The organism is Arthrobacter sp. JDC6, from assembly GCF_056484025.1.
Genome location: NZ_CM151278.1, coordinates 591,344 through 616,817, shown reverse-complemented (window position 1 = coordinate 616,817; position 25,474 = coordinate 591,344). Strand labels below are relative to the sequence as shown.

The 25,474-nt window shown below is 65.2% G+C and carries 24 protein-coding genes; 6 read left to right on the top strand and 18 right to left on the bottom strand.

What is annotated here, in order from left to right; all coding sequences use genetic code 11:
* Positions 1 to 10 precede the first annotated feature (10 nt).
* On the bottom strand, positions 11 to 313 hold the full coding sequence (locus tag ACV095_RS02800) for a hypothetical protein (RefSeq protein ID WP_478222867.1): 303 nt from the start codon (positions 311 to 313) through the stop codon (positions 11 to 13).
* Positions 314 to 479: 166 nt separating this feature from the next.
* On the opposite strand from ACV095_RS02800, the gene ACV095_RS02795 reads away from it, so the two are divergent.
* Complete coding sequence (locus ACV095_RS02795; RefSeq protein ID WP_478222866.1) at positions 480 to 1,823, top strand: pectate lyase family protein; 1,344 nt, start codon at positions 480 to 482, stop codon at positions 1,821 to 1,823.
* Positions 1,823 to 3,694, top strand: coding sequence for a pectinesterase family protein (locus ACV095_RS02790; protein WP_478222865.1), 1,872 nt, complete (start codon positions 1,823 to 1,825; stop codon positions 3,692 to 3,694). The genes ACV095_RS02795 and ACV095_RS02790 overlap by 1 nt, the downstream gene beginning before the upstream one ends.
* 61 nt (positions 3,695 to 3,755) lie before the next feature.
* On the opposite strand, the gene ACV095_RS02785 is transcribed toward ACV095_RS02790, so the two are convergent.
* The 9 genes from ACV095_RS02785 to ACV095_RS02745 form a co-directional block, all read right to left on the bottom strand.
* Complete coding sequence (locus tag ACV095_RS02785; RefSeq protein WP_478222864.1) at positions 3,756 to 5,549, bottom strand: FAD-dependent oxidoreductase; 1,794 nt, start codon at positions 5,547 to 5,549, stop codon at positions 3,756 to 3,758.
* A 12-nt stretch (positions 5,550 to 5,561) separates the two neighbouring features.
* Positions 5,562 to 6,401: an aldo/keto reductase gene (locus ACV095_RS02780; RefSeq protein WP_478222863.1), complete on the bottom strand. Its 840-nt coding sequence runs from the start codon at positions 6,399 to 6,401 to the stop codon at positions 5,562 to 5,564.
* Positions 6,398 to 7,267 carry a sugar phosphate isomerase/epimerase family protein gene (locus tag ACV095_RS02775; RefSeq protein ID WP_478222862.1) on the bottom strand — a complete coding sequence of 290 codons (870 nt, stop codon included), beginning with the start codon at positions 7,265 to 7,267 and terminating at the stop codon, positions 6,398 to 6,400. The genes ACV095_RS02780 and ACV095_RS02775 overlap by 4 nt, the downstream gene beginning before the upstream one ends.
* Complete coding sequence (locus ACV095_RS02770) at positions 7,264 to 9,330, bottom strand: FAD-dependent oxidoreductase (protein ID WP_478222861.1); 2,067 nt, start codon at positions 9,328 to 9,330, stop codon at positions 7,264 to 7,266. Before ACV095_RS02770 ends, ACV095_RS02775 begins: the two co-directional genes overlap by 4 nt.
* Before the next feature lie 8 nt (positions 9,331 to 9,338).
* Positions 9,339 to 10,463 carry a Gfo/Idh/MocA family protein gene (locus tag ACV095_RS02765; protein ID WP_478222860.1) on the bottom strand — a complete coding sequence of 375 codons (1,125 nt, stop codon included), beginning with the start codon at positions 10,461 to 10,463 and terminating at the stop codon, positions 9,339 to 9,341.
* Between the two features lie 66 nt (positions 10,464 to 10,529).
* On the bottom strand, positions 10,530 to 11,270 hold the full coding sequence (locus ACV095_RS02760) for an SDR family NAD(P)-dependent oxidoreductase (protein ID WP_223992734.1): 741 nt from the start codon (positions 11,268 to 11,270) through the stop codon (positions 10,530 to 10,532).
* The gene (locus ACV095_RS02755; protein WP_018770651.1) at positions 11,267 to 12,178 is read right to left on the bottom strand and encodes a shikimate dehydrogenase; all 912 of its coding nucleotides are present in this window, start codon (positions 12,176 to 12,178) and stop codon (positions 11,267 to 11,269) included. The genes ACV095_RS02760 and ACV095_RS02755 overlap by 4 nt, the downstream gene beginning before the upstream one ends.
* Positions 12,175 to 13,548 carry an MFS transporter gene (locus ACV095_RS02750; RefSeq protein WP_018770652.1) on the bottom strand — a complete coding sequence of 458 codons (1,374 nt, stop codon included), beginning with the start codon at positions 13,546 to 13,548 and terminating at the stop codon, positions 12,175 to 12,177. The genes ACV095_RS02755 and ACV095_RS02750 overlap by 4 nt, the downstream gene beginning before the upstream one ends.
* Positions 13,549 to 13,669: 121 nt before the next feature.
* Complete coding sequence (locus ACV095_RS02745) at positions 13,670 to 14,572, bottom strand: LysR family transcriptional regulator (RefSeq protein WP_478222859.1); 903 nt, start codon at positions 14,570 to 14,572, stop codon at positions 13,670 to 13,672.
* A 119-nt stretch (positions 14,573 to 14,691) separates the two neighbouring features.
* On the opposite strand from ACV095_RS02745, the gene ACV095_RS02740 reads away from it, so the two are divergent.
* Complete coding sequence (locus ACV095_RS02740) at positions 14,692 to 15,051, top strand: VOC family protein (RefSeq protein WP_018770654.1); 360 nt, start codon at positions 14,692 to 14,694, stop codon at positions 15,049 to 15,051.
* Between the two features lie 237 nt (positions 15,052 to 15,288).
* Here the strand turns inward: ACV095_RS02740 and ACV095_RS02735 are convergent, their stop codons facing one another.
* Positions 15,289 to 15,432 (bottom strand): hypothetical protein, encoded by a 144-nt coding sequence (locus tag ACV095_RS02735; protein ID WP_478223495.1) that lies wholly within the window; start codon positions 15,430 to 15,432, stop codon positions 15,289 to 15,291.
* A gap of 209 nt (positions 15,433 to 15,641) precedes the next feature.
* The gene (locus tag ACV095_RS02730; protein ID WP_478222858.1) at positions 15,642 to 16,562 is read right to left on the bottom strand and encodes a patatin-like phospholipase family protein; all 921 of its coding nucleotides are present in this window, start codon (positions 16,560 to 16,562) and stop codon (positions 15,642 to 15,644) included.
* 190 nt (positions 16,563 to 16,752) lie between these two features.
* Between ACV095_RS02730 and ACV095_RS02725 the strand changes: the two genes are divergently transcribed.
* Positions 16,753 to 17,232, top strand: a complete 480-nt coding sequence (locus ACV095_RS02725; protein WP_478222857.1) for a GNAT family N-acetyltransferase — start codon at positions 16,753 to 16,755, stop codon at positions 17,230 to 17,232.
* Between the two features lie 8 nt (positions 17,233 to 17,240).
* On the opposite strand, the gene ACV095_RS02720 is transcribed toward ACV095_RS02725, so the two are convergent.
* The gene (locus tag ACV095_RS02720; RefSeq protein WP_478222856.1) at positions 17,241 to 18,266 is read right to left on the bottom strand and encodes a LacI family DNA-binding transcriptional regulator; all 1,026 of its coding nucleotides are present in this window, start codon (positions 18,264 to 18,266) and stop codon (positions 17,241 to 17,243) included.
* Between the two features lie 166 nt (positions 18,267 to 18,432).
* Here ACV095_RS02720 and ACV095_RS02715 point away from each other — a divergent pair, with 166 nt between their 5' ends.
* Together ACV095_RS02715 and ACV095_RS02710 are read left to right on the top strand one after the other, a co-directional pair.
* Positions 18,433 to 19,368, top strand: coding sequence for a dihydrodipicolinate synthase family protein (locus tag ACV095_RS02715; protein WP_026265982.1), 936 nt, complete (start codon positions 18,433 to 18,435; stop codon positions 19,366 to 19,368).
* A gap of 115 nt (positions 19,369 to 19,483) precedes the next feature.
* Complete coding sequence (locus ACV095_RS02710; protein WP_478222855.1) at positions 19,484 to 20,881, top strand: MFS transporter; 1,398 nt, start codon at positions 19,484 to 19,486, stop codon at positions 20,879 to 20,881.
* 79 nt (positions 20,882 to 20,960) lie between these two features.
* Here the strand turns inward: ACV095_RS02710 and ACV095_RS02705 are convergent, their stop codons facing one another.
* From ACV095_RS02705 to ACV095_RS02685, 5 genes are all read right to left on the bottom strand, one after another.
* Positions 20,961 to 21,443, bottom strand: a complete 483-nt coding sequence (locus tag ACV095_RS02705) for an SRPBCC family protein (RefSeq protein WP_018770662.1) — start codon at positions 21,441 to 21,443, stop codon at positions 20,961 to 20,963.
* A gap of 179 nt (positions 21,444 to 21,622) precedes the next feature.
* Positions 21,623 to 22,159 (bottom strand): hypothetical protein, encoded by a 537-nt coding sequence (locus ACV095_RS02700; RefSeq protein WP_478222854.1) that lies wholly within the window; start codon positions 22,157 to 22,159, stop codon positions 21,623 to 21,625.
* Positions 22,141 to 22,677 carry a hypothetical protein gene (locus ACV095_RS02695; protein WP_478222853.1) on the bottom strand — a complete coding sequence of 179 codons (537 nt, stop codon included), beginning with the start codon at positions 22,675 to 22,677 and terminating at the stop codon, positions 22,141 to 22,143. The genes ACV095_RS02700 and ACV095_RS02695 overlap by 19 nt, the downstream gene beginning before the upstream one ends.
* 27 nt (positions 22,678 to 22,704) lie before the next feature.
* A complete protein-coding gene (locus tag ACV095_RS02690) occupies positions 22,705 to 23,583 on the bottom strand; it encodes a phosphatidylinositol-specific phospholipase C/glycerophosphodiester phosphodiesterase family protein (RefSeq protein ID WP_223992745.1) in 879 nt (292 codons plus the stop codon).
* A gap of 308 nt (positions 23,584 to 23,891) precedes the next feature.
* A complete protein-coding gene (locus tag ACV095_RS02685; protein WP_478222852.1) occupies positions 23,892 to 25,340 on the bottom strand; it encodes an HNH endonuclease signature motif containing protein in 1,449 nt (482 codons plus the stop codon).
* Between the last annotated feature and the right edge of the window lie 134 nt (positions 25,341 to 25,474).

Genomic DNA, 25,474 nt, shown 5'->3' with positions numbered 1-25,474 from the left:
TGGCGACGCCTTAGCGTCCGGGCTTCGCCCGCCGTCCCAACCGGTAGCCGGCCCAGAATGCGAGCACCAGCAGCCCGGCGGCCATGATGGCCAGGCCTATCTGGGTCCCTTGGGTGACGAAGGCCGCGCCGTTGGCGCTGAAGGGCGTCTTGCTCAGCGGCGCATAGGCAGACCAGCCGGTGAAGTTCCGGTTCAGGTACGCGATCAGGCAGCCAAGCATCACCGCCGCAGCACCGAGCACTGGCACGACGGCGGCTGGAAGCTTGCCGCGTTTGGACGGTTGGCGCTCGTCAGGCATGTTGTTCTCCCCCATGCAGGCGAGTCTAGCCGGAGTAGAACTATTGCCGAGAAACCGTTTTCTGGATATGGTCCTTGTCAGCGCTCACAAATGTCGGCGGCATAGTGGCCCCCCGGTCCTGGGCGCAGTTCATTCCAATGACGGAAGAGAGAACATGCGAAAAAGCAGTACGCACTTGTCCATGTCTGCAGCCATTGCCATTGCAGGAGCACTCCTCGTTGCCGGACCGGCAGGAGCTTCCCCAGTTCCAGTGGCGGATCCCACGGCCCAGACCGCCCAGACGCCGCTTGAGCGCCAGATTCTTCCCAATGGAAACGGCTGGGCATCCGAAGGTACTGGAACCACCGGCGGCTCGGCAGCAAAGGCCGCCAATGTTTACGACGTCTCCACAAAGGCGGAACTGTTGGGTGCATTCGCCACCGGCGGCAACCAGCCCAAGATTGTCCGTGTCCACGGCAGCATCGACGCCAACACTGCCGCGGATGGTTCGCCACTCACCTGCGAAAGCTACGCGGGCGGCACGAACTACAGCCTGGCGCAGTACCTCGAGGATTTTGATCCGGCAACCTACGGCCGGGACCGCAAGCCGGAGGGCCCGCAGGAGGACGCGAGGCGCCTGGCCGCCGCAAAGCAGGCGAAGACCATCCGGTGGGACATCCCAGGCAACACCACCATCGTCGGTGCCACTCCCGGCAGCAGCATCACCGGCGCAGCCCTCCGCATCAACGGAGCCAGCAATGTCATCGTCCGTAACCTCACCCTGCGGGACGCTGCCGACTGCTTTCCCGCGTGGGATCCCACAGATGGCACTGAGGGGAACTGGAACAGCGAATACGACCTGCTGCAAGTCATCAACAAGGCCACGCACGTCTGGATCGACCACTCTGCTTTCACGGACGCCCCCAATCTCGACAGCTCCCAGCCGCTCTACTTCGGCCGCCCCTACCAGGTGCATGATGGCGCCGTCGATGTCACCAACGGATCGGACCTGGTAACCATGTCCTACAACCGGTTCTCCGACCACGACAAGCTGCTGCTGATCGGCTCCACCGATTCGCCCACGCGCGGGGACCCCGGCAAACTGCGGGTCACCATCCACCACAACGTCTTTGAAAATGTGGGCCAGCGCGCGCCACGCGTCCGGTTCGGCCACGTGGACGTGTACAACAACCACTTTAAGGTGACCGAAGACAGCGCCATCCCCTACGAATACAGCCTGGGCGCCGGGTTCAGCTCACACCTCTACGCGGAGGCGAACGCCTTCACGCTTCCAGCCGGCGTTGATGCGGCGGAGATCATCGGCCGCTACAAGGGAACGGCCATTACCACCACCGCCAATGCAGTCAATGGCAAGATCACCGACATTCGCGCCGAGTACAACGCCGCCGCGGCGCCCGCAGACCAGCTGGCCGAGGACACGTCCTGGATACCTGCCCTGCGCACCCAGGTCCACCCGGCCCAGGCCGTGCCGGCACTGCTCAAGGACTCCACGGGCCCGGTCTTCACGGCCGGAGGCGACCTCTGATGGCTGCCATCCTGCCCAGCCGCCGCAGCGTCCTGACAGCGCTGGCACTCACCGCCGGCGCCGCAGCCTTCCCTGGAACGGGCATGGCGGCGGCCTTCGCCCAAGCTGGCCCCGACCCCACGAAACCCCGCAACAGGCCGGTCATCTTCGTGGTCGGGGACTCGACGTCGTCGGCCTACCAGCAGTCCGAGCGCCCCCGCGCCGGTTGGGGCCAGGCCCTGCCACTCCTGTTGGGGTCGCAGGCAACCGTCTTTGATTACGCATGGTCCGGCGCCTCCTCGAAGAGCTTTGCCGACGCCGGGCTGCTGGACCAGGTGCTGACCTTGATGCAGGCGGGCGATTACCTGCTGGTCTCTTTCGGCCACAATGACGAAAAGGTGGCGGACCCAGCGCGCGGAACGCTCCCGGACACCACGTTCAAGGAGTACCTGGGCAGGTACATCGACGGGGCCAGGGCACGCGGGGGAAAACCTGTGCTGGTCACCCCGGTGGAACGCCGCCGCTTCGACTCGTTCGGCAATGCGAAGGACTCCCACGGAGCGTATCCGCAGGCTGTCCGGGAGCTTGCCGCCGCGTCCGGCACTCCTTTGGTGGACCTCACCGCGTCCTCGAAGCAGCTCTGGCAGCAGCTGGGGCCGGAAGGAACCAAGTCGCAGTTCCTTTTCCTGGCTCCCGGCGAGCACCCGCAGTACCCTCAGGGTTCGGAGGACAACACGCATTTCCAGGCCGCCGGCGCGGTGGCGGTGGCCCGCCTCGTGGCACGTGAACTGCAGTCCAAGGAGATCGTCCCGCCGGGCTATTTCCAGAACATCGATGCCGTCACGGAACCCCTGCTCGACATGTACTGGCCGGCCGAGCGGCCCATCGACGTCCCGATGACGCTCGACGTCGGACCCGGCAGGACGTTCGCTACCGTACAGGCCGCCGTGGATTCCGCGCCTGCGGGGAGCCTCCAGCGGGCCGTCATCAGGATCCAGCCCGGCACCTACCGCGAAGCCGTGCGGGTTCCGGCTGACAAGCCGCGGATCTCCTTCATCGGCCAGGGCGGACGTCCCGAGGAGGTGGTGCTGGTCTTCAACAACGCGTCCGGCACCCCCAAGCCGGGTGGCAGCGGGAACTTTGGCACCTCCGGCAGCGCGTCCGTCCGGATCGACGGGCCGGACTTTGTGGCCCGGAACCTGACCATCAGCAACGATTTCGACGAGGCAGCCAACACGGGGATGAAGGACCGCCAGGCCGTGGCGCTGCACATCACGGCGGACCGGTCGGTGCTGTCCAACATCAGGCTGTTGGGCAACCAGGACACCCTGCTGGTCAACTCACCGGCTGCAGGCGTCCAGGCCCGTTTCTACTTTGACGGCTGCTATGTGGAAGGCGACGTGGACTTCATCTTCGGCCGCGGAACGGCCGTCTTCAGAGGCTGCGAAATCAAATCCCTGGATCGGGGTTCCGCCACCAACAACGGTTACGTGACGGCGGGCAGCCAGGACCTGTCCATCCCGCACGGTTACCTCTTCGACCAGTGCCGGCTGGTGTCGGACGCGGCGAGGGACACCGTCCATCTCGGCAGGCCGTGGCATCCCAGCGGCGACCCGAAAGCCGTTGCCCAGGTCCTGGTGCGGGACTCCTGGCTTGGCGCCCACATCTCCGGCACGCCGTGGACGGACATGAGCGGTTTCTCCTGGCGCGAGGCGCGGTTCCATGAGTACAACAACCACGGCCCCGGCGCGCAGGTTACCCCCGACCGTCCGCAGTTGCCCGCGGCTGAGGCGGCCAAGTACACGACCAGGACCTACCTGCAGGGAAGTGACGGGTGGGCGCCGCAGCTCGCTGGTTCAAGGGCGGATTGCAGCGTGGTGCCTGCCGTTTAGTCCCGGGACGGGAAAGCCCGGTTCCGGCAGGGGAGCCGGGCTCTCGCAGCTTGCACGTCTCTCAGCCTGGATGAACTTGGCTCCCCTGTACTCCCGGTTCGGGGGTGTTGTCGTCTTCATACTCCGTAGCGTCCGCGAGGTGGCGCCCCGCAATGTACCCAAAGGTCAGCGCGGGGCCCAGGTTGATTCCGCCAGCCGGGTAGTGCCCACCCATGACTGAGGCCTGGTCGTTGCCCGCAACGTAAAGGCCGCTGATGGGCTGGCCCTGCGTATCCAGGACCCGTGCGTGATGATCGGCTGCGAGTCCGGCAAAGGTACCGAAGGATCCGGGGACAATTTTCACTGCGTAGAAGGGGCCCTTTTCCAGGGGACGCAGTGAAGGGTTGGGGGTGTTTCCGGGGTCGCCGCCGTACCTGTTGAACTCGGTCTCTCCGCGGTTGAAGTCGGGGTCGATGCCCAGGTGGGCATTGGCGTTGAAGGCTGCCACTGTGGCCGTTAGCCCTTGTGGATCAATCCCGCATGCTGCCGCCAGTTCCTCAATGGTGTTGCCCTTCTTGAGGTAGCCGGACCGTATGTACGGGAAGAGAGGCACCGGCAGGGGTTTCGCCATGCCCAGGGGGAACTTCCGCACGAACGCGGCATCGGCGATTTGCCACGCCTCTACGGGCTCACCCTCGGGGGTCGCATTGAGCAGGCCTTCAACGTAGTCGTAGTAGCCGTTTGCCTCGTTGACGAACCGCTTGCCATCCCGGCGGACTCCGATGCTGCCCGGCTTGGCACGGTCCATGATGTGCGGAAACGTACCGGTCCGTCCGTTCCGGTACGGGACCAGCGACACCGGGCACCATGCAGCGGGCGACGCGACATCGGTCTCGAAGCGTGCCCCAATGGCCTGGGCCATGGTGATGCCGTCCCCGGTGGTTTCCTTCGGTGCCAGTGTCCAATGCTCCCGGCCCGTGGGGTTCCCGGGGAACAGCGCCTTGCGCCGGGAGATGTCATTGGGGAAGCCGCCTGCGGCCAGGACGACGCCGCGGGAGGCATTGATCTGCAGCTCACCTTGCGGGGAACTTACGACGGCGCCCGTCACCGTGCCGGAACCGTCGGTAAGCAGGTGCTTGGCTGGGCTGGAGACGCGGATTTCCACCCCCAGGTCATCTGCCGACTTCAGCAGGCGCCCGGTGAGGGCCGTGCCGTTGACAAGCTGCATGTTCCGGCGGTGTGTGAGGAGGTCCAGGAGGTGGAAGCCCACCCGCCAACCTGCATGGACGATGCCCCTGATGTTGCCCCGGGAGGCGGAGAGGAACTTGGTCAGGTCAGGACCCGCCATGATCCCCATTCCCAGGAACGAGGTTTCGTAGAGCTGGTGGCGCATCTTGGCGCGCAGCTCTGGCTTGATCCGGCGGGCGTTCATTGGCTTGGGCCCCACTGAGCGGTGGCCGGCGCCCGCGCCCGGGGTGTTGCCGTAGATGTCCTTGATCTTGGTTCCCGGCACGAACTGGAGGCTTGTCTTGTTCTGGAAGAAGCCAACCATGTGCGGGACCGCTTCCAGAAAGGCCTCTACCCGCTCCTCCTGATAATTCCGGCCGAGACAGTGGCGCAGGTACGTACGGAACAGTTCCCGGTCCTCGGCGACGCCGTCGGCCTTGGCCAATGGATTTCCGGGCGTCCAGGCCCACCCACCGGACCATGATGTGGCCCCGCCGCAGACCTCGGCTTTTTCCACCACAATGACCTTTAAGCCGTGGTAGGCAGCCGTGACGGCGGCGGACAGGCCGCCGGCCCCGGAGCCGACTACCAGGACGTCGCAGTCTATCGTCGGCAGGGCAGATGAAGGTGTTGTTGATGATGCAGTCATTTCGGTGCTTTCTTAATGGAAGAAGGTGTCGGAGTCCAGGCGCGGCGGCGCGCCGGTCTCCAGGGCGTCGATGGCCTCAAGCTGTTCCGGTGCCAGGGCAAAGCCGAAAACGTCCAGGTTCTCGCGCTGGCGTTGGCCGTCCGCGGACTTCGGCACCGCCACCCGGCCCTGCTGGACATGCCAGCGCAGGACAATTTGGGCGGGGGTTTTGCCGAGCTGCCGCGCCGGTCCGGTCACCGCAGGATGGCCGAGGAACTTACCGTTGCGGCCCAACGGGCTGTAGGCGGCAGTGACTATCCCGTGCCGACGGTGCCAGGCCAGTTGCGCCGGCTGGCCGTGCTCGGGGTCCACCTGGACCTGGTTCAGCGGGACGGCAAGGCCTGCGTCCTGAACGAGCCGTAGATGCGCCGGCTTGAAGTTGGAGACGCCCCAGGCCCTGATGGAGCCGTCATTGACAAGTTCCTGCAGTCCTTCGCAGGCTTCGACGAACCTCCCCTGGGTTGGGTTGGGCCAGTGAACCAGGAACAAGTCCAGGTAGTCGACGCGGAGCCGCTTTACAGCCTCGCCGAAGGCATCACGCACTCCGCTGCGGCTGTGCCACCGGCTGTTGAATTTGCTGGTGAGGAAAAGGTCTCCGCGCCCGATACCGCTGCGGCGGATCCCCTCCCCCACCGCTTCTTCGTTGCCGTAGTTCTCGGCCGTATCGATATGCCGGTAGCCGTTGCCGATGGCCTGCTGCACCGCCGCTGCGGCGCCCTCACCAGTCAAGGGCCATGTTCCCAGGCCGACGAGCGGAATGCGCACACCCGGCGTAAGCTCCGCCGTCGTGATCTCGCTTGTGGTGGCGCTCATGTCGCGGCCGCCGCGCGGACAGAGCTGTTCGACTGCCTGCTGCCGGCCTGCGCCAGCACAGTGTCAACGCCTGCCTTGAGCCTGCGTGCCCAGCCGAGCTCGCCGAATTCCGCCACGCGCCGGTCCGAGGGCACCTCCGCACTGACCGGAAGTCCGGGCGGCACCGCGGCAACCGCCTCCGCAAGGCCGAACCCGCCCTCGCCGGGAATCCCGCGCTCAGACCGCGACTCTAAGACCAGCGCCTCACGGCTGACCGGCTGTGCTGCCGGCCCGTCGCACAACTGCAGGAGCGGCACGAGGTCCGCGTTGGCGCGCAGCTCCTTCCACTGGGCGGCCGCGCCCGGACCGCTGCAGCGGTTTAAATGGAGGGTATCCACCACGATCCCGCAGCCCGCCTGTCGCGCGATGCCAGCTGCATGGGCGATGGAGGCGACCGGCTGGTAGGAGATCGCCTCCAGGGTGGGTGTGATGCCGAAACCTCGACCGTCCTCGGTCATCCGCGCCAGTGTGTCCGTCAGGCGGGTGCTGTCCGGATCGCCGCCGGCCACCGTCAGGGAACTGGCACCGAGTGCCTGGCCGGCTTCCATCATCCGCAGCCACGCGTCGCGCTGGTCGCTTCCGTCAAGAAGCAGGAATTCGATGTCCCGTACGCCGACGCCCGTGTCCTTGATCCGGGCCAGCGTTTCGCGCAGCATCGGTGAACCGGGCTGCAGATCGTAACGCCGTTCGGACGGCGTTACGGGCCGGACCCGGACGCCGACGAAATCAAAGCCCGCCCGGGCTGCCACGCCCACAAGTTCAGGCGGGGCCGTGTTCAGCAGGGACAGCTGGGCCAGGCCGATGGGCCTGTGCGCATTTCCGGTCATGACGATGCTCCGTTCAGGCTCAATTCGGTGTTTGCGGCGGCGCTGGACGCCAGCAGCCCGGCGATCCTCTGCGCTGCGTCATAGCCGCTCTTGACGGCGTTGGAGGCAATGGCCGGGGCCTGGTCCGCCACGGTCCCGGCCAGCGTCACCGGCACGGTGGCCTGGCGGCCCAGCTCTCCGTCCCGGATCCGCGCCGGGACGGACCCGTCAAGCGGAACCACGGAGCGCGAAACCAGGAGCGGTCCCGGCGCGTCCAGCCACTCCCCCTCGGGAGCCAGGCCCGGACCGCTGATCAGGACCCGGCCGCCGTCGTACTCTTCAATCGTCGAGCCAAGCCGGATCCGTACCCGTGGGTTGGCCTCAAGCCGGGGCACGGCCAGGATCTTGGCCCTCCGCCCGGATTCCGGCGCGATGGCCTCCTGCGGGCCCACCAGCAGGACAGCCGTCCCCCTGTGGGCCAAAGTGTCAGCGACGCTCATGGCGACGGAGTCCGCTCCCCAGATGGTCACGGCATCAGGGACTTCACTGTCTGACGGACCGGCGCCGAGAACCTCCGGGTGCTTGGCGAGCCACTCGCGGACATCCAGAACGTTGGCGGAGTCTGCCCCGGTGAATCCTGCCGCGGGTCGGAGACCCCCCGTTGCCAGCACGACGGCGTCTGCTTCCATGCCGCGGACAAGGTCGTCCAGGCGGCCGGTATTCACGTGGACCCCCAGCCGGACATCGATGCCCAGCCGTGTATTCTCCTCCGCGGACCATTCGGCAAAACGGTGGAAGTCCGGCGTGGACTTCATCCGCTCGGCGAGGGCGAACTGACCGCCCGCGCGGGCGCCGTCGTCGAGGACGGTCACCTGCGCTCCCGCTTCAGCAAGTTCCCGGGCTGCCGTAAGGCCCGCAGGGCCGGCACCCACCACGACAACGCGGGATCCTTCGCGAACGGCAGGTGTGGGAACGGGAACGCGGGAACGTCCCACGGCCGGGTTAACGGTGCAGGTCACCTGGCCGAGCCCCAGGTTGTCGATGCAGACGTTGCAGGCGATGCAGGGACGGTAGCGGCCGCCCTGGAGGACGCCGCCGACGAAAGCCGGGTCGGCGTGGATGGCGCGGGCAAGGCTGACGAAATCGCAGGTTTCCTCCCGGAGTACTTCTTCGATGATGGCCGGGGAGTTCAGGCGCCCCGCCATCCCAAGGGGCAGGCCGAACTGTCGGTACGCCTTGGCGTAGTCAGCGAGGATTCCAGGTTTCCATTCGCCGGATTGCACAATCCATTCGCCGGCTTCGTAGCTGCCGGCGGAGAGGTCCAGGAAGTCCAGGTGCTCCAGGTGGGCCCTGGCGATGATGGCCACCTGCTGCTCGGCGGTGATGCCGTCCGCTGGACCTTCAACAACTGACACCCTCATGCCCACAATGGTGTCCGGGACAGCCGCCCGCACTGCATCGATGACCAGGTTCATGAAACGTTCCGGGGCGGCGAATTCATCCGTGCGGTGGTTGGAAATGGGCGACATGAACTGATGGATCAGGTAGCCGTGGGCGCCGTGGATGTTGATGACGTCGAACCCTGCTTGGACCGCCCGGCGGGCGGCGTGGGCGTAGGCTTCCGCCAGTTCGTGGCACTCTTCCACGGTGAGTTCACGCGGAACCTCGCCGCCGGCCACCTCGCACGCCACCGGTGAGGGCGCCACGTTCCGGAGACCGGACACGGCGGCCTGGGCGGTGCGCCCACCATGGTTGAGTTCGACGGCGGCCAGCGCGCCTTCCGCGTGCAGGGCGTCCGTGAGTCTGCGCAAACCCGGGATCATGGCATCACTGTGCAGGCCCAGCTGGTGGGTGCGGCCCTTGCCGTCGGCGCGGACATACGTGGCCTCGGTGGTGACCATCCCCAGCCCGGCCTTGGCGCGGGTCACCAGATAGTCGATGTACTGCTCGGTGATCCGGCCGTCGGCGGTTCCGTAATTGCGTTCCATGGGAGCGGAGGCGAGGCGGTTACGGAGAGTTTTTGGGGTGCGGCCGTTGCGGCCCAGGGTGAGCGGACGGGCGGCGTGGCGTGCGTTGGATTCCATGACGTTCCTTAGCCTCCAACCCGAACACGGGGCAGGGTATCTGACGGCAGTTGGGTGAAGTGGACGGGTTTGCCGGTACGGGACGATTCGTAAACCGCCAGCAGGATCCGCAGGGCCTTCGTGGCGTCCCGGCCTGTGATGGCCGGTTCGCCTCCTTCACGGACGGCCTGGACAAAATCCTTGACCTGGGAGGTGTGGTGGGGGATGAGTTGGCCATTGATCCTTTCCAGGGGAACGTTCCCCTGCATTCCTTCCGGGTAGGCAGGCTCGGTGCTGACCGTCCCGGATACTGCCCACAGGTCCACCCGCCCGTCGCTGCCTTCCGGGAATTCGGTGAGGGACGCGGAGGCACCGGTCTCCCCCGTGATCCGGACCTGCACGCCAAGGCTCGGGGACACCGCCGTCGACGCTTCAAGGGTGGCCATGGCACCGGAGGTGAAGGTAATGACGGCCGTCGCTGAGTCCTCCACTTCGATGTGCCCGCCGTGCTTGTAGGTGGTGATCTTCCCGTAGACCTCTGCCACATCTCCCATGAACCACTGCAGCAGGTCGATGTAATGGATGGCCTGGGTCATCAGGACGCCGCCGCCGTCGTTGGCCCACGTTCCGCGCCAGGCATCCCGGGAGTAGTACTCCGGTTCGCGGTACAACATCACCGAGCATTGGCCCATGATGGGCCGGCCCAGCGTGCCGTCGTCAATCGCTGCACGGATGCGCTGCGCGGCAGGCCAGAACCGGCGTTGGAAGAGGACGCCCAACTTCACACCGGCATCCCCGCAGGCCTTCACCATCCGCTCAGCCGATGCCAGCTCAATGGTGATGGGCTTTTCACAAAGAACATGGACCCCTGCCGCAGCGGCCTGCAACACCACATCCTCATGGGTGGGGTGCGGCGTGCAGACGGAGATGATATCCAGGCCCAGGTCCAGGAGCTCCCGGACGGTGTTCACTGCCGCCGGGATCCCCCACGCCCCGGCAGTGCCACGCGCACGGTCCAGGTCGATGTCGCAGACCCCGGCGATGGTGACGTGGTCAAGGGCGCGGAAGGCCTCCAGGTGGTTGCGGGAGATTGCGCCGCATCCTGCGATTCCAATCCGGAGAGGGCGGGCGGTGGGAGGTGGTGCGGTGTTCATCGACTGGTGCCGTCTTTCTGGTGCGGTGGGAAAGTGTGTGGGTCCGGGCGGCCGGCTGGTTCCGGCCTAGTAGGCGGCGCGGCCGCCGGACAGGTCGAAAACGAAGCCAGTGGTGTAGGAGGCCGCCGGCGAAATGATGAATTGGATGAGCGAGGCCGCCTCGGCGGGCGTGCCGAACCTGCCCATCGGGATTTTGGCGGCCTGGGCTGCCTGTTGTTCCTGCGGAACTTCGGCGAAGAGCGGGGTTACAACATTGCCCGGGGCGAGGGCGTTGACGGTGACCCCTGACAGCGCAAACTCCTTGGCGAGGGACTTGACCAGGCCCAGGATCCCGGCTTTGCTGGCAGAGTAGGCGGCCATGTTGGCCACGCCTTCCTTGCCGGCTGTCGAGGAAATGTGGAGCAGCCGGCCGTAGCCTGCTTCTGCCATTCGCGGCAGGACGGCCCGGGAGACGATGAACGCCCCGGTCAGGTTGATCCTGATGATGCGTTCGAAGTCTTCCACGGACATGTCCGCCGCAGGGGACACGGGACCCAGGATGCCGGCGCAGTTCACCACCGCGTCGAGCCCTCCCATGTCCTCCGTTGCGGCGGACACGGCCGCAGCAACGGACTTCGGGTTGGTGACGTCCATGGCCAGTGACGAGGTCCCGGCTTCTCCGGGCCAGGTTGCCGAGGGCAGGTCGGCGCCGACCACCGCCGCTCCGGACGCCCGAAGGCATGACGCCGTCGCACGCCCGATGCCGCTGGCTGCCCCGACCACCAGGCAGCGGGACCCGGTGATGGTGGCCGGTGCCTGGCGTGTCATCGGCTAACCGCCCGTCGGAAGTTGGCAAGCATGCGGTCAGCGTCTGCGGGAATCCCGGTGAAGAGTTCGAAGGCGGCGGCTGCCTGGCCAACCACCATGCGGCCGCCGTCAAGTACAGCGCAGCCCTTGCCACGCGCTGCCCTGATCAATTGGGTTTCGAGCGGCCGGTAGACCACGTCCGCCACCCACAGGCCGGGGTGGATGAGGTCCGGATCCACCGGTGTACCGGGGTGGCCTGTCATGCCGATGGGCGTGGAGTTCACCAGCCCGTCGGCCTCCCGGAGGCTTCCGGCGATGGCATCCGTCCCGCTCACTGACAGCTGGCTGCCCGGGAAGTGCCGGGCGAGCCTGGCGGCGAGATCTTCGGCCCTTGCCGGTTCAATATCAGCAATGACCAGGTTCCTGGTTCCGGCGCTGAGCAGCCCGAAGGCCACTGCCGCACCGGCTCCCCCGGCACCGATCTGAACCACCGAGCCGGTCGTTGCGGTCGGAAGGCCGGCCCGGAGACCGCCGATGAAGCCAACGTGGTCCGTGTTGTGGCCCACCGCCCTTCCGTTGTGGAAAGTGACGGTGTTGACGGCACCGAGGATCCGGGCTTCGGGTGAGAGTTCGTCGAGGCCGTCCTGCACCAGTTGTTTGCTCGGATGGGTGATGTTCAGGCCGTCGAATCCGAGGTCTGCTGCGCGCCGCACCAGTGCCGCGGACCGCTCTGCGGGTTCTCCGATGACGTCCAGATCGATGACTCGGTACGTGTAGGAAAGGCCCAGGCTATCGGCTTCCGCTTCATGTAGGGCCGGGGTCAGTGAGCCGCCGATCCCCGATCCGAGCAGTCCGACGACAAACCGGTGGCCGGTATCGGCTTCACGTGGTTGGAATGACCACAGGCCAGGCAGCGCGAGCTGGCTCATGCCTGCACCTTGGCGGTGGCTGCCGCAGGAATGGCGGACGACGCCGGGTGGCGCGCCAGGTCAGACTTCTTGAGTCCCAGCTGGGCAGTTGGAGTCTTGAAGGTCTCGGGTGCCATCAGCGCAGCGACCGCGGAGATGGCACAGGCCACCGCGGCGAAGGTTGCGACCGGCACCCAGTTGGCTTTGTCCCCACCGATCAGCAGCTCGGAAATGACCGGGGCGAATCCGGCCAGGAGCAGTCCGAACATGAGGCTGATGGCCATGCCCGAGTACCGGACCCTGACCGGGAACTGCTCCGGGAAGTAGGCGGGGTAGATGGAGTTGGTGGACGTGTAGGCGACACCGATCAGCAGGATGCCGGTGAGGAAGATCAGCGGGACGTTCGCGGCGGAGAGGGCCATGAAGAACACGTAGATCATGCCGATCTGCAGCAGCAGCCCGGAGACGAAGACGGGTTTGCGGCCGATCCGGTCCGACAGCATGCCTGCCAGCGGACCCATGGCGACGGCGGCAAGGTTCGCGACGGCGATCACCGTCAGCATGAGTCCCTTTTCCACGCCGACCACCGAGGTGGCGTAGGAGAGGGCGAAGACGTTGATGATGGTGTTGATGATGGTGAACAGCGACATTGCCGTGACGCGGATGACGGTTGCCCAGTGATGCCGGAACAGCGTAACAAGCGGTACCTTGACCACTGCGTCGTGCTCTTTGACTTCCTCGAAGACGGCAGGCTCTTCGAGGAGGCGGCGGAGGATAAAGGCGATGACTGTGACTACTGCGCTGGCGAGGAAGGGGATGCGCCAGCCCCAGGAGAACAGCTGGTCTTCGGGCATGGATGCCACCGGAATAAAGACGAGGGTGGAAAGCACGATGCCGAACATGATGCCGCTCATCGTCCAGCTGGTGTAGAAGGCGCGCTTCCCGTCAGGGGCGTGCTCAAGGGTCAGTGAGCTTGATCCGGGTGATTCGCCGCCCGCCGAAAGTCCCTGCACAAGGCGAAGAACCACGATGAGGATGGGCGCTGCCATCCCGATTTGGCTATAGGTAGGCAGGCAGCCGATGAGGAAGGTCGAGGTACCCATTAGCAGCAGGGTCAGGAGCAGGACCCGCTTGCGGCCGAACTTGTCGCCGAGGTGCCCGCAGACCACTGCTCCGAGCGGGCGGGCGATGTAGGCGACGCCCACCGTTGCAAAGGACAGCAGCATGGCGGAGGGGCCGGGCGCGAAGAACAGCTTGCCGAAGATCAGCGCTGCCGCGGAGCCGAAGATGAAAAAGTCGTAGTACTCAAGTGCGCTGCCCACGAAGCCGGATACGGCCGCGATTTTCGCGTTGTTTTTGGGGCGTGCTGGAGCCGATGTCGACACTGACATGGAGTTCCCTTTCTTGTGGTTCGCCGCTTGATGCGGCTGCTCCATCCAGTGTGGCTGTCATCACTTAGCTAGTCCACGACTAAAATGATCTATCACTATGCTGCTATTCCACTAAGTGGAGTTAGGTGCCGTCAGCGGGGATCTCCGGAAAGATCTCTTCGACAACTCCGAGCACAGCGGCCAGGACGGCTGAATCGTTCTCCGCCGACCACGCGTTCATGAAATGCGGCGGGTCATCCAGGGCCACGTATGTGGCTCCGGAGGGAATGATGCCCGCTATCCCGCTGCTCATCAGGGTGACCCCCACACCGGCGGCGACGAAGGTCAACACCATGTAGGGGTCTGACAACTCCTGGACGATGCGGGGACGGAATCCCGCCGCCTGGCAGGCCGCGAGCATCACGTCGGTCATTGACGATGAGCCATCCAGCGGCGGGGAAATGAAGTCGTCGGTTGCCAGTGACTTCAATGGGATGGACTGTTCCTGGGCCAGCGGATGGTCCAAAGGAAGTACCGCGCCGACTTCCTCACTGGCAACCAGCCTGGTCATCACCGACGCTGGCGGGGATTCGGGAAGGCCAACGAAAGCAAGATCGAGAGCGCCCTTCGCGACGCTGGCCAGTCCATCAGCCGTTCGGACCCGGCTGGTGAGGTCCATCTTGATGTCGGGATAGCGACGCCGGACGGCGCGGGTGAGCGGCGGAAGAGTGAGATGGTTTACAGCACCTGAGAATCCAATCCTGATGTTGCCACGGATGCCCGCCTCCTCGGTCTGGGCCGCCTCCCGGGCAAGGCGCATTTCATGGAGCACACGGTACGCCCGCGGCAGCAGGGCATACCCTGCCGGTGTGAGGGCTACGCTTCTGGTGTTGCGTTCAAAGAGACGCGTCCCCAGGTCCGCCTCCAGCTTCAGGATGGTCTGGCTCAGCGGCGACTGCGAAGTGTGCAGGCGCTGTGCGGCACGGCCGAAATGCAGTTCTTCGGCAACCGCAACAAATGCTTCCAGCCAGCGGATCTCTGTCATATCTTCAGAATTTACTCTTTCGTGCCTATTGCCGTGGACGCGCAGCTTTCGCAGACACCGGCGCTCCCCCATGCGCAGGAACCTGGCCGGTCCCCAAGGACCGGGTTTAGGCTGGGCGGATGTTGACCATCGGAACCATCGTCCTCGGCGTCAACGACGTTGCCGCCGCCGCCAACTTCTGGAACGCCGCCATCGGCTACGTCCCGCGGGAACCTGGCGACGACACGTGGGTGACCCTCGTGCCGGCGTCGGGCCCTGGCGCGGAACTGTCCCTCCAGCTCAGCGAAACGCCCGTCCAGGACCACCCGCGGATCCACCTGGACCTCTACGCGGATGACCAGGCTGCGGAGGTTGACCGGTTGGTCTCGCTGGGCGCCCAGCGGGTGGACTGGGACCTGTACCCGGATGACCCGGACTTCGTGGTCCTGGAGGATCCGGACGGGAACCGGTTCTGCGTCATCGACAAAAGCCCGCGATAGCGCCGTCACCGGAAACAAGCCCGCCGCCGGCACCACTACTTCCCGCGCGACACTGTCAACGCCGGCTACCTGCGGGAGAGCGGCAAAAACACCTTCTGGCGCGGCGTCACCATCGAGGACTGGCAGTCAGGCAGGAAGGACGACGGCGGGTAGGCACCCGCCGTCGCCCTTCCTGCTTTGATCCCGGCCGTCAGCAGCGGGCGGCCGGGCTAGGAGTTCCGGCCGCCCGCGGGCCTGTCAGCGCTGGTTCTTGCGCGGCTTCACGATGTTGAGTACGCCGCTTTCATGTTTCGCTTTTTTGTCGGCCCGTTTTTCAAGAATCGACTTGCCGACCTTTTTGGCAGCGGAGCCCCTGGGAGATTTTCCGGACATCGGAATCACGCCTTTCCTTGCTTGCGATACCCGCCACCCTACGCCGTTTTATATATTTATCCAGCCCTCCCAAAATCGCCCCACGCAGCCGCCTCCGCCTGCCCTGCGGCGGGGTCAAATCATTTTTCGGAGCGGAGTACAAAAACATTAAATTGATGATTCTGCTGATTTGGGCATGGCGCCGAAATTTCCGAAATTGCCGCAGGAAAACCACCCACTCAAAGCCAGAATTCAGTGAGCTGCGGGGCCAGCTTTTCACCGTGGCTGAACCCAGCCCGGGCCGCGGCCGGACGAAGTGACAGATCCATGGCGTTGGCGCCAAACATGTGCTCGGAACCGCTGTCCGGGAAGACCGTTTCCACCCTGCTCCCACCTGCGGTCAGCTCCGCCATCTGCGCGGTGAGCTGCATGCCCCATTCGAGCGGCATCCGGGTCCTGCCGCCAAAGGGCGAAAGCACCAGGACGCGCCCGTGCCCCGCGGCAAGGTCGGCGTTCTCGTTGCGCCGGTAGCCGCCGTCGATATAGCGCCTGTCCCCGATCCCGTAGGCGAACCCGCTGGCACAGCTGGCGGCGACGGCGTCCACCAGGTCCACGCCGCTGTTGCGGTCGAAGACGGCCGGTTCGCCGGTGCGGGCATCGACCGCCGTAATGAGCAGCCTGTGCTGCGGCCACTCCCGGATTGGCAGCCGGCTGGCGACGGTTTCGCGCCACCGCCCGGTGGCGTCATGCGCGGAAGCGAGGTCCAGCGCCAGCGCGCCCATCCTGCGGCGCATGTCGGCTGGATCTGCAGCTGAGGCGATGATCCGGTCAGTCCGCTCGAGGTGGTCGGACACCGGCCTGGCGGGACTCACCCCAGCAGCTGCTCCGGCCGGAGCCGTTCGTTGCTGCGGCGCAGCGTCAAGGACGGCCGCATAGAGTTCGGCGGGAGGGGCGCCGGCGATCTGGGCTGCAGCTGTTGACCCGGCGGAGGTGCCGATGACCAGCTCGGCGCCGGCCACGTCCAAACCGGCATCGGCCAGCCCGGCGAGGACGCCGATCAGCCATGCATTTCCTGTTGAGCCGCCGCCGCCAAGGACCAGTGCCCGCCCGGAAGACACCGCAAAGGTGCCGTGCGGAGTTAAAGAAGGTGTTGAGTTCATGGGAGTCGCCCTTCGCGAATTGCCTGATTCGGCGCTCCCGGTGGCGACTAGTTCAGCCGCTCGATCGTGGACTGCGGGGAGCACCCATTGCGGATACAGCATTCATGGGTCTCACCTCCTGCGGCCTGGTCACGATCATGGGAATCTTGGCACACCTGCGGGGCCGGGCGCAACGGGTAAATTTGTAGCGATGATTTTGATTGAGCGGGACAGCCCCGCGCGTGATGACGTCCGTCTGCTCCTGAGCGAGCACCTGGCGGACATGTTCGCCACCTCGCCCGCTGAAAGCGTCCACGCGCTGGACCATTCCGCGCTGTCCGCGCCGTCCATCTCGTTCTGGACCGCACGCGAGGACGGCGCGCTGCTGGGGTGCGGCGCCCTCAAACTTTTGCCCTCCCCCGCCGGCGCCGCAAGGCACGGCGAGATCAAGTCGATGCGCACCACGGCAACGGCGCGGGGACGGGGTGTGGCCACCCTCATGATTCGGCATATCCTTGAGGACGCCCGTGCCCGGAACCTTGGGCACGTCTTCCTGGAGACCGGAACAGAGGATTACTTCGCGCCCGCACGGCGTCTCTACGCCCGGCACGGTTTCACCGAGTGCCCGCCCTTCGCCGACTATGTCCTGGACCCCAACAGCGTGTTCATGGAGCTGAGGCTCCAGGCGTAGACGCCCCCTTACCGCGGAAAGTGTTTGGGGGCGCCGCTGGATTCGCGGGGAATGAGCGTTGGAAGGGATTTCCGTATGCGCGGTTCCTTTCCGGGATTCATAATGAGGTCGATCGCGGTGGCGGCGATCTGGTCCAGGGGTACCCGCACGGACGTCAGGGGCGTGGAGAGCCTGGCAGCCAGGGGGATGTCGTTATAGCCCACGAGGGCCAGGTCTTTCCCTATCTCGATCCGGTGATGGTGCGCCGCGGCAATGACCCCCATGGCAATGTTGTCATTGGCTGCGAATATGGCTGTGGGTCGGTTTCCCGCAGTGTGTCCAAGCAGGGTTTCACCTGCCGAATATCCATTCTCGATGCCGTATCCGGCTGCGATCAGCCATTCTTCGCGCGGCTGTATCCCTGCTTCGCCCAGTGCTTTCCGGGCTCCTGCCAGGCGTGCGGTTCCGGTTGATGTGAAGGCGGGACCGGTAACAACAGCAATGTCACGGTGACCGAGGTCTATGAGGTGGCGTACGGCGAGGTATCCACCAATCTCGTCGTCTCCGAGCGCGGAGGGGCTGATACCGTCGGTGCGCAGCACCAGCGCATGGGCTACCCGGCGCTCACGCAGCCGCCGGGGGAGTTCGTCATCGAGGCGTGCCGTGGCGAGAATCAACCCGTCGACGTTTCTGTCCAGGAGTGTTTCGGCTGCGCGTCGTTCATCCTCAGGGTCATCCCCACTGGTAGCGACCATGGCGAAGTAGCCGCGGGAAGAGGCGGCCTTTTCGAGTTCTTCGAACATCAGGGCCATGACGGTGTCGCTCAGGCGGGGGACCAAGACACCCAACGTCCGGGTCTCGCCGCGGCGAAGACTTGAGGCGAAGGAGTTCCGCCGATAGCCGAGCTCCTCAGCGATTTTCCGGACGTGTATTGCGGCCGCTGAACGGGACGGGATGCGTTCATCCAGGGCCCGGCTGGCCGTGGAGATGCTGACGCCACTGGCAGCTGCGACGTCCTTCAGGGTAACGATCTCAGCCGGTAAGGCCCGTTCCATCGCGGTTCTCCTCTTCAGCAAGGGTGTAACAGACACTCTATTCCTCCAACTTGCAAACGTTCCCTTGACAGTGAGCTGCGACACGTGCAAACTTGAAAACGTTCCTGCAAACGTTCCCATACTAGCGGAACTGCCAACTATCAAAGAAGAGAAGAAGGTAGCTGTAATGACACTCGATCTCCGCGGACTCAGCCCCGCACCTGTCACCCCGTTCACCGAAGATGGCGCTGTCGACTTCGCTGCAATCCAGCGTCTGGGTTCGTGGCTCGGATCGATTGAGGGCGTGAAGAGTCTCGTCGTCTTGGGCCACGCCGGCGAAGGCACGTTCCTTACCGAAGAGGAGCAGCTGGACGTCATCCGCGCGTTCGTGGCGTCCACCGACGGCCGCATTCCGGTCGTGGCGGGCATCACGAAGGAGGGCAACAAGACCGCGGCCCTCGAGGCCAGGAAGGCCGTCGAGGCCGGCGCGTCAGCTGGTCTCGTCTACCCCTCGCACGGGTGGCTGCGCTTCGGATACCAGAAGGGTGCCCCGCAGTCGCGCTACCAGGAGATCTACGAAGAGTCCGGCCTGCCGCTGATCCTCTTCCAGTACCCCGACAACACCAAGGCGACCTACGACCTCGACACCCAGCTGGAGATCGCCGGCCAGGAGGGCGTCTTTGCCACGAAGAACGGTGTCCGCAACATGCGCCGGTGGTACACCGAGATTCCCGCACTGCGCGCCGCGTACCCCGAGCTGCAGGTGCTGTCCTGCCATGACGAGTACCTGCTCCCGACAATGTTCGATGTCGACGGTCTGCTCGTCGGCTACGGCAACATCGCCCCCGAACTGCTCGTCGAACTGATCGAGGCCGGCAAGGCGCAGGACTACAAGCGTGCCCACGCCATTCATGAGCGGCTGCTGCCAGTGACCAAGAACGTTTACCACCGCGGCTCCCACATGGAGGGCACCGTCGCCTTGAAGTGGGGCCTGGTGAACCGCGGTATCCTCGAGCACGCAACAGTGCGCACCCCGCTCCTGCCCCTGCCGGAAGGCGCCGAGACCGAAATTGCGGAAGCCTTCGCCGCCGCAAACATCGGCAAGGTCACCGCCACTGTCTGATCCACGGATCCTGAGGATGGCGGGGACAACTCCCGCCATCCTCCCCTAGGCTTTTGCCATCTCCACTCTTGGTCAATGAGGACCCCAGCACCGCGCTGGAGAAGGAGGACTCGCAATGCGCGAGCCGAACAACACCACCACCATGGCTGGCGGCCCCAACGCCGCCCGGATAAATGCAGAGCTCGTAGCCCGTCTCGAAAGGCTCCCGCTCACCCGGCGCCTGACCCTGATCCGCGTGATCATCGGGTCCGCCACGTTCTTCGACGCCTATACCGTCCTGGCCATCGCCTTCGCCATGCCGCAGCTGTCCACGGAATGGCACCTGACGGCCGGGGAGATCGGGATGATCCTGTCAGCCGGATACGTCGGCCAGATCTTCGGCTCACTCTTCTTTGGCCAGCTGGCCGAAAGGATCGGCAGACTTCCCGTCCTGCTCATCACCATCCTGCTCTTCGTCTCCATGGACGTCGCCTGCCTGTTCGCGTGGGGCGCCGCGTCGATGATCGTCTTCCGCTTCATCCAGGGCATTGGAACCGGTGGTGAGGTCCCGGTGGCCAGCGCCTACATCAACGAATTCGTTGGGGCGAAAAAGCGCGGCAGGTTCTTCCTCCTCTACGAGGTCATCTTCCCCGTGGGCCTCATGTTCGCCGGCATCGCCGGGTACTTCCTGGTCCCGGTGGTGGGCTGGAAGGCGATGTTTATCGTCGGCATCGTCCCCGCCCTGCTCACCATTCCCATGCGCTGGCTGATGCCCGAATCCCCCCGCTGGCTCGCCTCCCGGGGACACGTAAACAAGGCTGACATGGTTGTCACCATGCTGGAAAATGAAGCCCGAAAAGCAGGCCACGCCCTTTCCGAGCCCGTTGTGCGCCCCGTGGACCCGAAAGCGACCGCCCGGACCGACTGGCGCGAACTCTTCTCAGGCATCTACCGCAAACGCACGCTCATGATCTGGATGCTTTGGATCTGCGTCTACATGGTCAACAACGGCCTTATCACCTGGCTCCTAACGCTCTATAAGCAGACCTTCAACCTCCCGCTTCAGGCCAGCCTTGCCTACGGCTGGGTGACATCGGCAGTAGGCGTCGTGGCGTCCATCCTGTGCGCGCTCCTCATCGACCGCGTGGGCCGCAAGCGCTGGTACTCATGGGCATTCCTCGCCGCTACGGTCCCGCTGGTAGTGCTCACCGCCCTCGGCGCCGTCTCCGCCACGCAGGTGGTGGTGTTCGCCAGCATCGCCTACGCCATCCTCCAGACCATCTCGTTTTCCCTCTACCTCTACTCGGCCGAGCTCTACCCGACGCGTCTCCGCGCCATCGGCACCGGATTCGGAAGTGCCTGGCTTCGGGCAGGCTCCGCGATCGGGCCCATCCTGGTCGGCTGGATCGTGGACAATTACGGGGTCAGCTACGTCTTCACGGTCTTCGCCGCAGTCGCGCTCATCGGTGGACTGGTCACCATCTTCTTCGCCATCGAAACCAAGGGCCGGGTCCTCGAGGAACTCTCGCCCTGACCCGCACCACAACCACAAAAACAAGGAAACGTACGACGCCGGGTGGGCACCCGCCGTCGTACGTTTCTGTTTGCCAGGTCTACAACTGGCCGGTGGGGCCGCTGTCCTTGACTTCGCCACGCCAGCCTCCGGTTTCGGTGCCGCGCGATTCAACGAAGTCCTTGAACTTGCGCATGTCCGCCTTGACCTGCATCTTGTCGATCTTCAGCGCCGCGCCTGCCTTTTCGGTGACGGTTTCCGGGGCCCATTCGAAATGGACTTTGACCTTGGTGTGAGTAGCGTCCAGCGGCGTGAACCTGACGATACCGGCATGCGACTTGCCGTCGACGCTGCGCCAGGCGATCCGGTCATCGGGCTCCTGGTCGACAATTTCAGTGTCGAACTCCCGCCTGACGCCACCCACCTTGGTAACCCAGTGGTTGGTGGTGTCCGTCAGCTGGGTTATCGATTCCACTCCGGACATGAACCGCGGAAAGGATTCGAACTGGGTCCACTGGTTGTAAGCGGTACCCACCGGGACGGCGACTTCAACGGTCTCTTCAACCTCTTCGAAGTGTTCCATCTGCTTCCTCCCTATGACGGACGGCCGCAGCGACAGACCGGCAGCACTGGCCTTCCTGCCAGTCAGGCAGCCGCCACCCCAGCACGATAAGTCCGGCAGCTATCTGTGTCCAGAGCCTTGGAATTCCCAAGCGGACGACGGCGGGTGGGCGCCCGACGTCGTCCGCTTCCGGTTGGTGCCTACCCGCTGAAGGCGACCTTTTCCCAACTCAGGACGTCCTCACCCGTGGCGCTGTTGCCGGCCACAGTGAAGCGCACATAGTCCACGGCGTTGTTGGCGCCGTCCACGGTGATGCGCCGCAGGTTGTCCGCTGGGGCCGAGCCGTAGATGCCCAGCCACGGCGATCCCGCGGCGAGGGGCTGGTTCTCCGCGAAGACGTGGCTGTCACCGTTGATGAGGTAGACCGGTGCGTCGAAGTGGTTGGTTTCCTCGACGATCGCCTGCACGATCCCGCGGAAGCCGGAGACGGTTTCGGGATTGGCGGTGGCGTCGGCCAGGAGGGAAGGGTCGAACATGTCGGCCTGCTGCATGAGCACCACCGCGCGCTCATTGCTGCGCCTGGCGTCGGCGAAGGTCTGGTGGATCTGGGTGATGACGGCGTCCGTCCGGTGCTCCACCTCCGCCAGCTGCTCCGGGGTGGGTTCTGTCTTGCCCAGGCCCGTCCACGGCAGGAGGGAGTTGTTGCTGCCCTGGACGCTCAGGACGGAGAAGGCCACCGGTTCTTGGTGAAGCGGACGTCCTCGGGCAGGCCCAGGTTCGCCTGGGACTTCACCGGCATGGTGGCGCCGAGTGTCTTGCCGGGCTGGTTGAAGAAGACCTCCCGCAGTTTGTCCAGACGTTCCAGCGGGTTGTAGGCGCCGTTGTTGGCGCGGTGGCAGTCCACCCATTCGTTGTCGCCAGGCGTGTAGACCAGCGGGTGGGTGAAGGTGTCGAACTGGGAGCGGATGTAGGAGAAGTACCCGTCGGAGCAGACGGAGGAGCCGTTCTTGATGTCGCCCACGTGTGCTACAAACTTCAGGTCCTTGTCGGCGTTGAGGTCCTGGATGCGGGACGGGAACTTGGCGATCTCGGTTGCGCCGTAGGGGATGTCGCCGATCGCGGCGAAGGTGAAGGCCTGGTTGTTGTCGCTGCTGCTGTCCGCAGCCTGTGTTCCGGCGAATGCGGGCTGGGACGCAAGGAGGCCAAGCGCCAGGGTGAGTGCCGCCGTCGTTATTTTCAAAGTCTTTGTGGGCATGTGATTGCTCCTGTTTCTGCTAAATGCCTAGGCGCCGCGGGCGGTGAGGAACTGCTGGAGGCCGGCGAGGTCGTCGGTGTTGATGTGGTCCACGCCGGCGTCGGCCAGTTCGGTCCAGACGGCGTCGCGGGCGGCGCCGGGGTGGTCCGGGGTGGCCCAGAAGCGGACGCGGTAGCCGTTGGCGTGGGCCGTGGCAACGAAGGCGCGCAGCTTGGTCCGCTCGGATTCGGGCATGGGGCCCACGCCCTGCCAGGTGAAGAGCTTGGTCCAGTTGTCGCTGACCAGGGGCATCAGGGCGGCGGGGAGACCTGAGGCGAGGTCCGTAGAGCGGCCGTCGTAGAAGCTGAAGCGCTGGGTCTGTGCCTGCATGGTGGCCAGTGGGCGGTTGCCGCTGATGACGGCGGTCACCGGGCCGGTCTTGACGTTGCCGTTGGTGTAGCGGCTCATGATGCCGCGGTGCTCGGACAGTTCCTGTTCGACGGCGGCGTAGGTGGCCTCGCCTTCGCTCTTGATGTCGATCAGGAGTTGGAGGCTGCCGTCCCACTGGGGGTAGACGCTGTGGCCGGGCTGGCTGCGGACCAGGTCCTGGAGCGGGTCGAGGTAGAGGCTCTCGAGCGTGACGCCCTGCTTGGCGTCGGCGAGGTCGTGGGCCACCCGCAGTTCGCCGTCCACAAGCCACACGTCCGCCTCGACGCTGGTGAAGCCGTGCTCCAGGGCGTCGAACAGGGGCTGGTCATGCTCGTAATCATTGTGGGCGTGTGTCCCGGCAAGCGGCTGGCCGACGACGACGGGAGCCGGCCTGGGTGCCTCAGCCGGGGCTTGAGTCTGCGCCTGGGCGGGGGCTACGGCTGTCCCGGCAAGGGAAGCGAGGATGGCGACGGTGGCGAGGGTGCTTTTCACGAACACGGAGTACTCCTGGTGCGTCGGGGATGTCTGCCCGGCCGGGGTGTGACGGGCGGAAGGGTGCCCGAACAGCTTGCTGTGCCTGCTGGAACGGTTTGGAGCGCTTTGGTTGATGGTGGGTAAACGGAAGGGAACAACAGGCCGGTCCCTACAGGACCGGCAGCCTGCTTCCAAGACCGGCACGGATGTCTACTTCACTTCCAAGACCGGCACGGATGATTGCTGCACGTGGCGCCGTGGTTGGACGCGGTCCTGGCTGTGCCGGGGCGCACACCAACGGAGCACGCCGACGGAGAGCATGAATACCCCGGCTATGACGCAGCCAGATAATCCACGCATACTGCTTCCAAGAGGCTTCCTTCTCCGGGCAGGAAGCCCGGCGGCCACAGTGGCGGTTCCCGGTCCGGTTGTTCGGCGTTGTATTGGCGCCCGGTGGGCGAGATCCAGCCGGGTGGTTCGTTCCTGGCGGTTGGTCCGGGGCTCCAGCCCGTTCGGTGCTTGAGCCTGTGGTGCTTGGGGCACAGCTGACCCAAGTTGCTGATTCCGGTAGTTCCGCCATGTTCCCAGGCTGTGAGGTGGTCTGATTCATTATCCAGGCTGGCGTTGCTGCAGCCGGGAAAAGTGCATTTTCCATCGCGCATCCGCAACCACCGCTTCAGTGATTCCGGAAGGCGGTAGCTGGTCCGGCTGATTTCCAGCGGTGCCCCGTCCCGGGGATCCACGAGGACCCGGTAGAACGAGCCGGCACCTTCCGTGACGAGCCTTCGGGCCATCGACGCCGGGATGGGTCCGTAACCGTCAAGCTCTGCGGGCTCGTCCGCGGTTCCGAGGAGTGAAAACACCGGCACGGTGACCAGCACGTCGGCTTTAAGGGAGGGCGCCGCGCCAACTGCCTGGGCTGGATTGCCCAACAGCAACCCCGCAGCCACATCCGCCCTGAGCTGGGCAAGCGTCCGCGGTTCATCCGGGCCCTGCAGGCCGCGGGCCATGGCGGACATCCTGTTCCAGACCGCGCATGCCGTGTCCGCGGGCATGTACAGCGAGACCCATGCCATTCCGTCCCGGTCCAGGGAGTACTCCATCCGCCGGTCCCCTGCGCACTTCGCGTGCCTCGAATCCAGGGACTCCGGGTGATGCCGTTCCCGCCAGGAACGGACTTTCCGACGAAAGCGGGCCGGCACCAATTCGCCAGCAGCGGCTCCCCTGGCCGCGTTCGGTGCCTCCGGGTCAAGGAAGTGAGCCTCCAATGAAGCGGCCGCAGCGGGGTTGAGGCCAGAGGTTTCGTCCACAAGGATCCGTGCGTGCTGCCAGGAAATGCTTCCGTCCTGCAGCGCATCCAGCGTCGACGGCAAAGAGCTGGTCAGCGCCTGGGCTTCCCCCAAAAGTGCAGACGCGGCACGTTCACCGATGGTGAGGACGCAGGCAACCTCTGCCACCATGCTCATTTCCCGCGCCGACGATTCATAGGCACTTTGCGCCGGCCCTTCCAACGCATCTGACGCCTCTGCGTAACCGGCCAGCAATTGGACCTTCGCCGCGGCTGTGGCAGCTTCGATCCGGGCCACCACCGCCAGGCCGTCCAGGCAGGACTCGGAAAGTTCCCGCAGAGGATCATGGCCAGAGAGTCCGTCTCCACGAGCCGACGCTTCCGAGGAACGGGCAAGGACTCCGGCCAACTCGTTCACCAGTCCGGCCAGGGAGGTGACGGCGGCCGGCAACCCGGCCCTGCGTCCCGCGTCCACAACCGCTCCGGTTTCCATACCCAAATGCTGTCACTGGGGTCTGACATTTCGAGTTCCACCCACAGCAGAACCGAGTATCCGTCATCGCGCCCGCTTCGGTTCCCCACCCGCCAGGGTTTTGCACTCCGGTCGGTCATGGGCGCCGGCATGGG